The 12,119-nt window shown below is 53.3% G+C and carries 11 protein-coding genes and 1 pseudogene; 8 read left to right on the forward strand and 4 right to left on the reverse strand.

Going from position 1 to position 12,119, the window contains the following annotated elements:
- Window positions 1–23 precede the first annotated feature (23 nt).
- From HV352_RS23680 to HV352_RS11380, 5 genes and pseudogenes are all read left to right on the forward strand, one after another.
- Window positions 24–2,282: pseudogene (locus HV352_RS23680) on the forward strand (NtaA/DmoA family FMN-dependent monooxygenase).
- A gap of 10 nt (window positions 2,283–2,292) precedes the next feature.
- Window positions 2,293–2,802 carry a GNAT family N-acetyltransferase gene (locus HV352_RS11365; RefSeq protein ID WP_016153131.1) on the forward strand — a complete coding sequence of 170 codons (510 nt, stop codon included), beginning with the start codon at window positions 2,293–2,295 and terminating at the stop codon, window positions 2,800–2,802.
- 9 nt (window positions 2,803–2,811) lie between these two features.
- The gene (locus tag HV352_RS11370) at window positions 2,812–3,738 is read left to right on the forward strand and encodes an amino acid ABC transporter permease (protein WP_016153130.1); all 927 of its coding nucleotides are present in this window, start codon (window positions 2,812–2,814) and stop codon (window positions 3,736–3,738) included.
- Window positions 3,722–4,495, forward strand: coding sequence for an amino acid ABC transporter ATP-binding protein (locus HV352_RS11375; protein ID WP_019076808.1), 774 nt, complete (start codon window positions 3,722–3,724; stop codon window positions 4,493–4,495). The genes HV352_RS11370 and HV352_RS11375 overlap by 17 nt, the downstream gene beginning before the upstream one ends.
- A gap of 83 nt (window positions 4,496–4,578) precedes the next feature.
- Window positions 4,579–5,196 (forward strand): glutathione S-transferase family protein, encoded by a 618-nt coding sequence (locus HV352_RS11380; protein ID WP_016153128.1) that lies wholly within the window; start codon window positions 4,579–4,581, stop codon window positions 5,194–5,196.
- Window positions 5,197–5,265: 69 nt separating this feature from the next.
- Here the strand turns inward: HV352_RS11380 and HV352_RS11385 are convergent, their stop codons facing one another.
- Window positions 5,266–6,576 carry an MFS transporter gene (locus HV352_RS11385; protein ID WP_016156557.1) on the reverse strand — a complete coding sequence of 437 codons (1,311 nt, stop codon included), beginning with the start codon at window positions 6,574–6,576 and terminating at the stop codon, window positions 5,266–5,268.
- 73 nt (window positions 6,577–6,649) lie between these two features.
- The gene (locus HV352_RS11390; RefSeq protein ID WP_016153126.1) at window positions 6,650–7,846 is read right to left on the reverse strand and encodes an L-talarate/galactarate dehydratase; all 1,197 of its coding nucleotides are present in this window, start codon (window positions 7,844–7,846) and stop codon (window positions 6,650–6,652) included.
- 319 nt (window positions 7,847–8,165) lie between these two features.
- Here HV352_RS11390 and HV352_RS11395 point away from each other — a divergent pair, with 319 nt between their 5' ends.
- Both HV352_RS11395 and pptA read left to right on the forward strand, forming a co-directional pair.
- Window positions 8,166–9,170, forward strand: coding sequence for a LacI family DNA-binding transcriptional regulator (locus tag HV352_RS11395; protein ID WP_032947100.1), 1,005 nt, complete (start codon window positions 8,166–8,168; stop codon window positions 9,168–9,170).
- Between the two features lie 34 nt (window positions 9,171–9,204).
- Window positions 9,205–9,432 carry a tautomerase PptA gene (pptA, locus tag HV352_RS11400; protein WP_016156554.1) on the forward strand — a complete coding sequence of 76 codons (228 nt, stop codon included), beginning with the start codon at window positions 9,205–9,207 and terminating at the stop codon, window positions 9,430–9,432.
- A 39-nt stretch (window positions 9,433–9,471) separates the two neighbouring features.
- Here the strand turns inward: pptA and HV352_RS11405 are convergent, their stop codons facing one another.
- On the reverse strand, window positions 9,472–10,044 hold the full coding sequence (locus HV352_RS11405; RefSeq protein ID WP_016156553.1) for a flavin reductase family protein: 573 nt from the start codon (window positions 10,042–10,044) through the stop codon (window positions 9,472–9,474).
- A 157-nt stretch (window positions 10,045–10,201) separates the two neighbouring features.
- Here HV352_RS11405 and nhoA point away from each other — a divergent pair, with 157 nt between their 5' ends.
- Complete coding sequence (nhoA, locus tag HV352_RS11410; RefSeq protein ID WP_181635440.1) at window positions 10,202–11,047, forward strand: N-hydroxyarylamine O-acetyltransferase; 846 nt, start codon at window positions 10,202–10,204, stop codon at window positions 11,045–11,047.
- A 57-nt stretch (window positions 11,048–11,104) separates the two neighbouring features.
- On the opposite strand, the gene HV352_RS11415 is transcribed toward nhoA, so the two are convergent.
- Entirely contained in the window at window positions 11,105–11,998 is an 894-nt protein-coding gene (locus HV352_RS11415; protein ID WP_181635441.1) for a PhzF family isomerase, read from the reverse strand.
- Window positions 11,999–12,119 lie beyond the last annotated feature (121 nt).

Raw genomic sequence — 12,119 nt, forward strand, 5'->3', positions numbered from 1 at the left:
TTACCTGTTGGGTAGGGGTTATTATGGCTGAAAATCGGCAACTACGGCTCGGCACTATTCTGCATGGCGCAGCGGGAAATATGTCCGCATGGCGTCATCCGGCGGCACAGGCCGATGCCAGTATTAATTTTGATTTTGTCAAAGAGACGGCGCTTATTGCGGAAAAAGGGAAGCTGGATTTTATTTTTGTCGCCGATGGTCTGTATATTAATGAAAAATCAATCCCACACTTTTTAAATCGCTTTGAGCCGCTGACGGTATTATCTGCTTTGGCCAGCATTACCCAGAATCTGGGATTGGTTGGCACGGTATCCACATCATACAGCGAGCCGTTTACTACCGCACGGCAGTTCGCCAGCCTTGATCATCTCAGCCAGGGGCGAGCCGGATGGAACGTGGTCACATCACCTCTGGAGGGTTCGGCAAAGAACTATTCCCGTGCCCAGCATCCAGAACATGCCTTGCGTTATCGTATCGCCGATGAATATTTACAGGTAGTGAAAGGACTGTGGGATTCCTGGGAAGACGATGCTTTTACCCGTAATAAGGCAAGCGGAGAGTTTTTTAATCCGCAAAAACTGCACACGCTTAACCATCATGGAGATTATTTTCAGGTCGCAGGGCCGTTAAATATTGGGCGCACGCCACAAGGCCGTCCGATTATATTCCAGGCGGGTGCTTCACAGGATGGTAAGAAATTAGCGGCGCAGCATGCCGATGCTATTTTTACCCATCAGGAGTCGCTGGCGGAGGCCAAAGAGTTCTATCAGGATGTAAAAAGCCAGTTGGCCTACGCCGGGCGACATCCCGAACAACTGCATATATTCCAGGGCGTCAGCGTGATTGTTGGCGACAGCGCAGAGGACGTTGAGCAGCAGTATCAGACTACCGCTGCGCTGGTCTCTATTACCGACGCGCTGAACTACCTGGGCCGCTACTTTGAACATCATGATTTCGCCCAATATCCACTGGACGCACCGTTCCCGGAGCTGGGTTCCCTTGGACAAAACAGCTTTCGCAGTACGACTGATGAGATCAAACGCAACGCGCGTGAGCGTGGCTTAACGCTACGCCAGGTTGCTCTGGAAGCGGCCAGTCCACGCCCACGTTTCAGCGGTACGCCGCAACAGGTTGCCGATGGTCTTCAGCAGTGGTTCGACGAAAAAGCCGCAGACGGTTTTATCATCCAGGGGGGAACGCCAGATACCTTCCCGCGTTTTGTCGAACAGGTTGTCCCCGTGCTTCAGGCGCGTGGCCTGTTCCGCCATGAATATCCCGGTACGACCCTGCGCGCAAGCCTGGGACTCGCGACACCTGCAAACCAATTCACACAATAAGAGAAAAACGCTATGCAGAAAAAATCAGTCTTCCTCGCGCTGTCACTGGCTTTCAGCGCTAACGTCTGGGCAAATGATGTGACTATTAACGGTACAGGCGTAAGCCTGGAAGCCAATAAAACGCCAATCAATACGGCAAAAAATCCGCAGGCGATTGCGCAGTTGCCCGCGAATCTGCACCTGGCCGTACCGGGTAAATTCACCGTGGCGATTGCCGGGTTAAGCCAGCCGCCGCTGACCGTCTTTGCCGATGACAATAAGACACTGATCGGCAGCGAGGCGGACATCGCTCGTCTGGTGGCTGATAGTCTGGGGCTGGAACTCAACGTCGTGCCCACGTCATGGGAAGACTGGCCGCTGGGCGTCACGTCCGGCAAATATGATGCCGCGATCAGCAATATTACCGTCACCAAAGCCCGCAAAGAGAAATTCGATTTCGCGACGTATCGTAAGGACTCCCTTGGCTTCTATGTCAAAACCGGCAGTAAGCTGAAGAAAATCGAGCAGGCAGAAGATATCGCCGGTCTGCGCATCATCGTCGGTTCGGGGACAAATCAGGAAGCCATCCTGCTCGCCTGGAACGATGAGAACGTGAAGAAAGGGTTGCAGCCGTTTACGCCGGTGTATACCAAAGATGATGCCGCGCAAACCCTGGCTCTGCAGTCAGGCCGTGCCGATGCTTACTTCGGTCCTAACGTTATCGGCGCGTGGAAAGCTGCACTCAACGGTAAAACGCAACGGGTGGGCAGCGTTGATGGCGGTTGGCCAAAAGCGGCACACATCGCTGTGACGCTGAAAAAGGACAGCGGTCTGGTTCTGCCGGTACAAACCGCCCTCAACGGCGTAATTGGCAACGGCGACTATGACAAGGTGCTGAACCGCTGGGGAGAAGGGGTGGAACGTATTCCGCAATCTGAAATCAACCCGGCCGGTTTAGGCGACTAAGGAGGTCATCGTGAGCGATCAATTTCGCGTGGTCTCACCTGAAGCCAGCGAGCTGCAGCCAATTTTGAACGGTCTGTTCGGTGAATATGCCGCCCGCTATGGCGATTATTTTTCTCGCGACGCTGAAGTGGAGCTGACCGAATGGTATCTGGCACCGCAGGGACTTTTCGTGGTGCTGGAGCGCAGCGGCGAGATTATCGCCACCGGGGCCTACAAACCTTACGACAAAGACACCGCCGAGATTAAGCGCATCTGGACGAAAAGCAGCCTGCGTCAGCAGGGGCTGGCGGCACGCGTGGTGCAGGAGCTGGAACGCAGGGCGCTGCTGGCGGGCTACAGCCGGATTTATCTGACCACGGGATTTCGCCAGCCAGAGGCCGTGCGACTTTATTTAAGCCAGGGCTACGATCCGCAATTTGATACAGCGCGCGATCCCGAAGAGTACAGCCTGCCACCGTTTGATGGCCGGCTGCGCTTTACCAAACTCTTGACCATCGCCGGTCAGGCCAGAATAGCCTGAGGAGAGAAGATGAAAACGACGGAGAGTATTAAAGTCGTACCGGCGCGCTATCCTATGCGCACCGCAGGAGCAGTCATTGCCTTGTTTGTCCTGGCGGTGATTATCCAGTCCGTGGCGTTTAATCCGCGCTGGGAATGGGGCGTGTTTGCCCGTTGGTTCTTTGATCCGGTTATCTTGTCCGGCCTTGGGCAAACTCTGCTACTGACGCTTATCGGTACGCTGTTGAGTATTATCATCGGTGGTCTGCTGGCGCTGGCACGACTTTCATCTTCCTGGTTGCTGAACGGTCTGGCATGGGGATACATCTGGCTGTTTCGTTCGTTACCGCTGATTGTGGTGCTCATCGTTTTGTACAACTTCTCCTATTTGTACGACACGCTGGCGATTGGTATTCCGTTTACTCCCATTCAATGGGGCAGTTTTGAGACCATCAATGTGCTCGGCCAGTTTTCCACCGCGGTGGTTGGCCTGACGCTGGTGCAAAGCGCCTATACCGCTGAAATTATTCGTGGTGGATTTTTAGGGGTTGACCACGGCCAGTACGAGGCAGCGGCAGCGCTGGGCTTACCCGCATGGCGACGTACGCTGCGGATTATTCTGCCGCAGGCGCTGCGCACCATTTTGCCTGCTGGCTTCAATGAAATCATCAGTCTGGCGAAAGGGACGGCGATGGTATACGTGCTGGCAATGCCAGAGCTGTTCTACACCATCCAGATGATCTACAACCGCACGCAGGAAGTGATCCCGCTGCTGATGGTGGGTGCGGTGTGGTATCTGGTGATCACCAGCGTCCTGTCGTTAATTCAGCACCTGGTCGAACGCGCGCTGGCCCGCAGCGAGCGACGTTCAGCAATCAATACCGCCCGGGTGAGCCGTGCAGAAAAACGCAACCGTCAACGTCCGCAGCAGGAGGCCGTCCATGTCCCACTCGCCTGAAGGCCATATTTCCATTACCGGCGTCAGCAAATACTTCGGTCGCCACAAAGCGCTGGATAATGTGTCGCTGGAGATCCCTCCCGGAACGGTAACGGTTATTCTTGGCCCGTCCGGTTCAGGGAAATCCACACTCTTGCGGACGATCAACCATCTGGAGCGCGTCGATGAAGGGTTTATTCAAATCGATGGCGATTACATTGGTTATCGTCGGCAGGGAGACAGGCTGTATGAGCTGAAAGAGGCGGAAATTTTGCGCCAGCGCGTTAACGTCGGCTATGTATTCCAGAATTTTAATCTGTTTCCGCACTTAACGGTGCTGGAGAATTTGATTGAAGCGCCCATTGCGCACGGTCTGGCATCGCGTAAAGCCGCCACCGAGCGGGCATTAACTCTGCTTGATGCCGTTGGCCTGCGTAATAAAGCCGATGCCTGGTCGCGTCATCTCTCCGGCGGTCAGCAGCAGCGTATCGCTATTGCCCGTGCGCTGGCGCTAAATCCACGCGTTATGCTGTTTGATGAACCCACTTCAGCGCTGGATCCTGAACTGGTAGGCGAAGTTCTGGATGTCATCAAAGCACTGGCGCAGTCGGGAACCACGCTGGTTGTGGTGACGCACGAGATTGGGTTCGCCCGGGAAGTGGCGGATCAGGTGGTGTTTATGGTCGATGGCAAAATTGTCGAACAGGGCAGCAGCGAGCAGGTGCTGAATCATCCACGCCACACGCGCACCCAGCAGTTCTTGTCGAAAGTGCTGTGAACTTGCAGGGAAAGATAGGTAGGTCTGCATAGACTGACGAATGCTGCTCTACACTTAGGGTTTTAACTTTGGGGGGTTGCAGCATGATTAAGGTCTATGGGGTGCCGGGCTGGGGATCGGCCATCAGTGAAGTGATGCTCACACTGGCGGAGATCCCTTACAGCTTTATTGATGTGGATGGTTTTGACCGCGACGGGCCTTCGCGGGAGTTGCTTAAAAAAATGAATCCGTTGTGCCAGGTGCCCACACTGATATTGGAAAATGGTAACGTGATGACGGAAACGGCGGCGATCGCCCTGATGATCCTCGATCGTTGTCCTGAACTTGCGCCACCCGTTGGGCACGCTGAGCGCCAGCAGTTTCAGCGTCTGTTGATATGGCTGGTGGCAAATGTCTATCCAACGTTTACCTATGCCGATTATCCACAACGCTGGGTACCAGACGCCGCGGCGCAGTTGAAAAAGAACTGTATTGAGTACCGCAAATCGCTTTATATGTGGCTGAACGACCAGCTAAGCGCTGAGCCGTACGCGTTCGGCGATCAGCTAACACTGCTGGACGTTTATATTGCCGTTATGCGCACCTGGGGGCCGGGGCATGACTGGTTTCAGGACAACACGCCCAATATCAGCGCCATCGCTGACGCGGTTTGCCAGCACCCGCGACTGCGTACTGTACTGAAAAATAATAAGATTATTTGAATAAAAAAACGCTGTTCCGCAGGAGTGCAAATCCCGGAACAGCGGGCGAACTATCGCCATAAGCTTACATTACGCGACGGACGGGCTCAGCGTAATACGATCCAGCGGCCCCACGATAAACAGATAAGAAATCAGGCCAATCAGCCCCATCGAACCGACGTACAGAATGGCGTAATCGAATGACTGGGTATTCGCCAGAATGACGCCAATCACCAGCGGCGTGATAATACTCGCCATATTGCCGCACATATTGAATACGCCGCCAGCAATGCCGAGCACTTCTTTTGGTGAAGTATCGCTAAGTACGCACCATCCCAGATTGCCAAAGCCTTTGGCGAAAAATGCCAGACTCATCGCCGCGATAACCACAAATTCTGACGAGGTGTAGTTAGCGATAACGATGACACAGGAAAGTAACATTCCGCAGATAACGGGTAGCTTACGAGCAACCGTCAGGCTGTAGCCGCGTTTTAATAGCCAGTCTGAAAAAACGCCCCCTAACAATCCACCGATAAAACCGGCAATAGCAGGAATACTGGCGACAAACCCCACTTTAAGGATCGACATTCCTTTAGCCTGATACAGATAGGTAGGAAACCAGGTCAGGAAGAACCAGGTGATTGACGTCACGCAGAACTGCCCGATGTAAACGCCAATCATCATGCGGTTGACGCAGACGCTTTTTATTTGCGCAAAGGTAATCTTCTGTGGCTCTTTTTTATTTCCCAGCGACGGTTCGCCACCGCCTTCCCGGATATAGTCAATTTCCTGCTGGTTTACCTTCGGATGATGCATAGGATCTCTGACTTTTACCAGCCAGAAGATGCCAAGAATAACGCCAATCGCCCCGATGTAATAAAAAACAAAGTGCCAGCTGAGATTATGCAAAATAATCGTCATTAACGGTGTAATTACCCCTAACGAGATATATTGCGCGGCCTGGTAAACTGAGGTGACAAATCCTCGTTCGTTATTAGGAAACCACTGCACGCTTAATCGGCTGTTGGCAGGAAAGGCCGGAGCCTCAATGGCACCCATCAGTAAACGTAAGATTATCAATACCACAAGTGGACTGGCGTACAGATAAATGGTGCCCTGAAACATGGTCACCAGCGACCAGCCAATCAGGGCGCAGCCGTATACCAGACGAGAACCGTAGCGATCAAGTAGCCAGCCGCCAGGCAATTGCATAATGACATAAGAAATACCGAAGGCAGAAAAGGCCAGCCCCATTGCTTCGGGATCAAAACCTAATTCTTTGCTCATAATCGGAGCTACGACAGATAACGTCGCGCGATCGGCGTAATTAAATACGGTGGCAAGAAACAGAAATATCAAAATACCGTAACGCACTTTTGTGCGCTTTATTATTGTGTTCATCACCCACTCCTTTCATAAGGTTGAGAGCGTTTCTGTAGGGAAGAGTGCGGGTATTACTTACCCGCCAAATAAATTAAGGACGTTTACCAAACTCGCAGGTTAATTGCGTCCAGCGACGTGTCTGCTCGCTGATGCTGAACCCCAGGCCGTGACGGTCGGAAACCCACATACGCCCATCGCGCAGTTCAAGCTGTTCATTAAATAACGGGTTCAGCCATTCGAAATGTTCCAGCCATGGCTCAAGCGGGTAAGCGGCGGACAGATGCAGGTGAACTTCCATGGCAAAGTGCGGAGCCAGTTTGCGACCGTGTTTTGCCGCCAGGTCCATAATTTTCAGAAACGGTGAAATTCCCCCCACACGCGGTGCATCGGGCTGCACAAAATCACTGGCATTACCGAGGATCAGCTGTTCATGTTCGCGGAAACTGGTCAGCATTTCACCGGTAGCAATCGGGGTATCAAGCGCGGCGGCCAGTTGGGCGTGACCTTCCACATCGTAGGCATCCAGCGGCTCTTCAATCCAGATCAGATTGAACTGCTCCATTTTTCGTCCCATACGAATGGCGGTTTCTCGATCCCACTGCTGATTGGCATCGACCATCAGCGGGAAGTCATCGCCCAGCGCTTCACGCACCGCGGTTAAGCGGCGAATATCCTCGGCGCAGTTTGGCTGACCAACCTTGAGTTTGATGCCGCCAATGCCGTTTTCACGGGAAATAACGACGTTTTTGAGCACCTGATCCAGCGGCGTATGCAGGAATCCGCCGGAGGTGTTGTAACACTGCACGGAGTCCCGGTGTGCACCCAATAGTTTTGCCAGCGGCAACCCTGCACGCTTGGCCTTCATATCCCACAAGGCAATATCGATAGGGGAGATAGCCTGAACCGCCATGCCACTTCGCCCCACGGAAGCGCCAGCCCACAGCAGCTTGGTGTAGATCTTGTCGATATCGTTTGGATCTTCGCCTAACAGGTTATCGGCAATTTCTTTGGCATGAGCATAGATTCCCTGGCCGCCAGCCCGCTTGGAGTAACTAAATCCAACGCCTTCAAACCCGTCGCGACTGCGGATCTCCGCGATAATAATGGCGACTTCGGTTAGGGGTTTCTGGCGACCGGTCAGCACTTTGGCATCGCTCACGGGTGTTGCCAGAGGAAGGAAAGCCAGGGACAGCTTAACCCACTCGATACGGTCGCCGGTTTCAGCCGCGGTTTTTGCATTGGCTGATTTGGCATACGTTACGGCATCGGAATTCGCACTTAATGACATTTTAATCTCTCCTGGTGATAACAAATGATTGCGCTAACATTTTTAGTGTTAGCGCAATCATTGCGCCAGCGAATTGAATGCGTTTTGAACAATTGCTCACAAATACTGAGACAAAAGGGCAGTAACTTGTAAACAGCATCACATTCCAATACTTTATGGGTAAATGCACAAGTCGTTATGATGGCGCTATCATTTCAGATGGCGCTAATTAACTAAGCTGCTGTTTTCTCAGCGTTATCGTAGAGGGGCGCTGGCAATAGCCGAAATCATGATGAATAATGCCAGGATAAATCAGCGATTTTTGACAAGGGCATCGACAGTGAAAAATCCCAGACCTCCGCGCGCACCCACGCTGGAAGATGTTGCCCGTACCGCGGGATTGTCGCCCATGACGGTGAGCAGGGCGTTGAATACCCCGCAACTGGTGCGCCCGAGAACAGTAGAAAAAGTGATGCAGGCGGTACGCGCCACTGGCTATATTCCCAACGCGCTGGCCGGGGGGCTGGCGTCGCGTCGCAGTAAGCTTATCGCTGTGGTTGTCCCACAAATTAACAACAATATGTTTGTCGATACCATCCAGTCATTAAGCGATGAACTGGCTGAACGCGGATACCACATCTTGCTCTGCGTGTCGGGTTATACGCCGCAAACAGAGGCTGAGCTGGTGGCGACGCTGCTTTCTCGTCGCCCGGATGGTGTAGTGCTCACCGGTATCCATCATACCGCCGAGCTGAAAAAGGTGATTCTTAATGCGGCCATCCCGGTCGTGGAAATTTGGGATTTAACGCCAACGCCCATCGATATGCTGGTGGGGTTTTCGCATGAAAAAGTCGGGCAGGCGGTAGCAGACTATTTGCTGGAAAAAGGGTATCGCCGTCCTGGTTTACTATGGACCGCCGATCGCCGGGCAGGCCAGCGTAAACAAGGACTGTGCGACGCGCTGAGTCGTCATGGTATCGCGGCTGGCGCACAGGTGGATGTCCCGCTTCCTGCCTCTCTGGCATTGGGGCGTAGCGGGTTGGCACAGCTATTGGCTGAACGCGCGTTTGATGTCATCGTCTGTAGCTCAGATACGTTAGCCCAGGGGGCGATCATGGAAGCCGAAAGCCGTGGTCTACGCGTGCCGCAGGAATTAGCGGTAATCGGTTTTGGCGATCTCGACTTTGCCGCCAGTAACCGACCTGCCATCACCACCGTCAGCGTCGACAGACGGGCTATTGGACAACGCGCCGCCTCTCTGCTTGCCGATCGTATCGAACAAATTCCGCGTGAAGACGATATCATTGATGTTGGATTTCACCTGGTGGAACGAGAATCCGCATAAGTTACCTGCATCCCAAAACAATAAGGAATCTGCTATGCCGCACGTCGATATCAAATGTTTTCCTCGCGACCTGAACGACGAACAAAAATCCGCGCTGGCGGCGGATATTACCGACGTCATTATTCGTCATTTGCAAAGCAAAGACAGTTCAGTGAGCGTGGCGCTTAATGAAATTGAGCCCGAGGCGTGGCAGGGCGTGTGGGATGCGGAGATTGCGCCGCAGATGGCAAGGTTGATTAAAAAACCCGGCTACAGCATGTAAGAAAAAACGGGCGGAAAATCCGCCCGTTTTGTCGTGCCATTATTCAGCTGCTGTTATGAGTTTTCCGCTGGAGACAAACGTTCCGGCCCCAAGGTGATGCAGGGTATTGAGCTTGCCATCATCAAACTGCCAGCGTCCTTCCACGAAGGCTCGCTCATCAGCGGCAGCCGAGACCACTTCACCAAACAGCGTGTCATATTTTTCCTGTGCCGCAGTGGCAGGCAACAGGCGACACTCCATCCAGGCCAGACATTTTGCTTCAATCAGCGGTAAACCCAGTACCGGTCCCTGTACCACGGGAATGCCGTAGCAGTTGAATTTATCTTCCACACGACCGGAAACGCTGCCTACGGCCCAGGTCCAGTTGGCGGCGGCAACGCCCGGAATAACGATGCCGAATTTGCCGCTACGTTCAATGAGCTCACGTGACCAGGCGGTCTTGTCGACAACAATCGCGATCCGCGGTGGTTCAAACTCCACGGGCATTGACCACGCGGCAGCCATCACATTTCGCCGCTCGGTATGCTCATCCCGGCTGGTGATTAATATCGTTGGGCCGTGATTTAGCAACCGACTGGCATGTTTTAATTCGATCGGACGAAAATGGCTCATGGATGCTCCTTGGCTGAGAGATAACACACCACAATAAACATAGATATTAACGGTATTAGCGATTTTGTCGCCTCGTCTGGAGGAACAACGCACAAAATCGACGGCGCAAAATTAAAAATGCGTTATAAGTACTGCATTAATCGAACAGGAACTCCGTATGACGCCTTTTTTAACCGCTTATTTTGCCCGTATTGGCTGGTCAGATTTGGCCAGGGTCAACATTGATACCTTACGGGCGCTGCATTTACTGCACAACGCCGCCATACCTTTTGAAAACCTGGATGTATTGCTTCCAAGAGAGATGCAGCTTGACGATTTGTCTTTGGAAGAGAAGCTGGTAACGGCGCGTCGCGGCGGCTATTGTTTTGAACAGAACGGGCTATTTGAGCGAGCGCTACGCGAAATCGGTTTTACCGTACGCAGTCTGCTCGGACGTGTGGTACTGGCGAACCCGTCAAGCCTGCCACCGCGCACGCATCGTCTGTTGCTGGTTGAGTTGCAGGGAGAGCAGTGGATCGCCGACGTTGGCTTCGGCGGGCAAACGCTGACGGCACCGATTCGTCTGCAGGCGAACATTGAGCAGAAGACACCACACGGCGAATATCGGCTGATTCAGGAAGGTGAAGACTGGATCCTGCAGTTCCGTCATCACGAACACTGGCAATCAATGTACCGTTTCGACCTGGTCGTACAGCATCAGAGCGATTATCTGATAGGCAACTTCTGGTCCGCTCACTGGCCGCAATCGCATTTTCGCCATCATCTGTTGATGTGTCGTCATCTGCCCGACGGCGGGAAATTAACGTTAACCAATTTTCATTTCACCCATTATCAGGATGGACACGCGGTAGAACAGATTAATCTACCTGACGTTCCCAGTCTGTATGCCTTGTTGCAGGAGCGGTTTGGCCTGGGCGTGGATGACGTGAAGCATGGGTTTACCCAGGATGAGCTGGCGACGGTAATGGCGGCGTTTGATACGCATCCGGAGGCGGGGAAATAGGGGCATCGGAATTAGTGCCGGATCGGCGTAATCGCCTTATCCGGCCTACGGGAACAATTAAAAATCTATCGTCCATTCTGCGTGAAACAGGATCACCGCCGAACCGGTAATGGTGACTTTTTCTGGCTGGTTATCACGGATAGTCACCGTCACATCAACAATACCGTCGCGCCCGAGCGCACGGCCCTGATGTCCCTGAACACGTAACGTTTTCCCATCATGCGCCATCTGCCCATGGTGAACCAACCACGCGCCCATTGGACCGTTGGCATTGCCGGTAACCGGGTCTTCCACAATCCCAATTGCAGGCGAAAACATGCGGCCATCGGTGGCGTTTTCGCCCGGGCGGATTTGAAAAGGAAAGAAGCCGTTACAGCCAATTTGTTGGCTGATGGCTGTCAGAGCCTGCAAATCAGGGGAAAGGGCGTCGAGGTCCACCTCGGGCTTGAGCGGAATCATCACTTTCGAATGTCCGGTGGTAGCAACCTGAATCGGCAAGCCTGCCAGCATATCGTCTTCGCTCAGGTGTAGGGCCTCGATAATCGCACTACGAATAACCCCTTCCAGCGGAGGTTCAAATCCGGGTACGCCTTGTTCAAGGCTAATACGATAGTCATTCCCGGTAGCTTCGATATCCACCCGATGACGACCAGCCAGCGAGGTTTGCCAGACTGTACTGTTGCCCAAGCCAAGCACGTTTGCCCGCACATAATGTGCAGCGACGGTAGCATGCCCACAGATAGGAACTTCGACCGTCGGCGTGAAATAGCGGATGCGAACATCGCTGTCGTCGCTGGTCAGCAGGAAAGCGGTTTCCGAATGACGCAGCTCGCGAGCAATGAGTTGCATCTGCGCTTCGCTCAGTCCGTCAGCATGCAAAACTACGCCTGCTGAATTGCCGCGAAAGGGTACCGAGGTAAAGGCATCGACGTGGTAAACCTGTGGTTTCATTAACGTTCTCCCTGGAATGGAGAAGCATCATAACGTGCAAAATGCCGGATGGCGACGATCGCTATCTTATCCGGCCTACGGTGCCTGGTTGTAGGCCGGATAAGGCGTGTCGTCACCCGAC

The sequence above is a fragment of the Citrobacter sp. RHBSTW-01044 genome, assembly GCF_013781945.1.
Lineage (GTDB): Bacteria > Pseudomonadota > Gammaproteobacteria > Enterobacterales > Enterobacteriaceae > Citrobacter > Citrobacter braakii.

What these genes read in the sequence shown, in the direction of transcription:
- HV352_RS11370 (WP_016153130.1), top strand. Translation starts at nt 2,812, where the DNA reads ATGAAAACGACGGAGAGTATTAAAGTCGTACCGGCGCGCTATCCTATG.
- HV352_RS11375 (WP_019076808.1), top strand. Translation starts at nt 3,722, where the DNA reads ATGTCCCACTCGCCTGAAGGCCATATTTCCATTACCGGCGTCAGCAAA.
- HV352_RS11380 (WP_016153128.1), top strand. Translation starts at nt 4,579, where the DNA reads ATGATTAAGGTCTATGGGGTGCCGGGCTGGGGATCGGCCATCAGTGAA.
- HV352_RS11385 (WP_016156557.1), bottom strand. Translation starts at nt 6,576, where the DNA reads ATGAACACAATAATAAAGCGCACAAAAGTGCGTTACGGTATTTTGATA.
- HV352_RS11390 (WP_016153126.1), bottom strand. Translation starts at nt 7,846, where the DNA reads ATGTCATTAAGTGCGAATTCCGATGCCGTAACGTATGCCAAATCAGCC.
- pptA (WP_016156554.1), top strand. Translation starts at nt 9,205, where the DNA reads ATGCCGCACGTCGATATCAAATGTTTTCCTCGCGACCTGAACGACGAA.
- HV352_RS11405 (WP_016156553.1), bottom strand. Translation starts at nt 10,044, where the DNA reads ATGAGCCATTTTCGTCCGATCGAATTAAAACATGCCAGTCGGTTGCTA.
- nhoA (WP_181635440.1), top strand. Translation starts at nt 10,202, where the DNA reads ATGACGCCTTTTTTAACCGCTTATTTTGCCCGTATTGGCTGGTCAGAT.
- HV352_RS11415 (WP_181635441.1), bottom strand. Translation starts at nt 11,998, where the DNA reads ATGAAACCACAGGTTTACCACGTCGATGCCTTTACCTCGGTACCCTTT.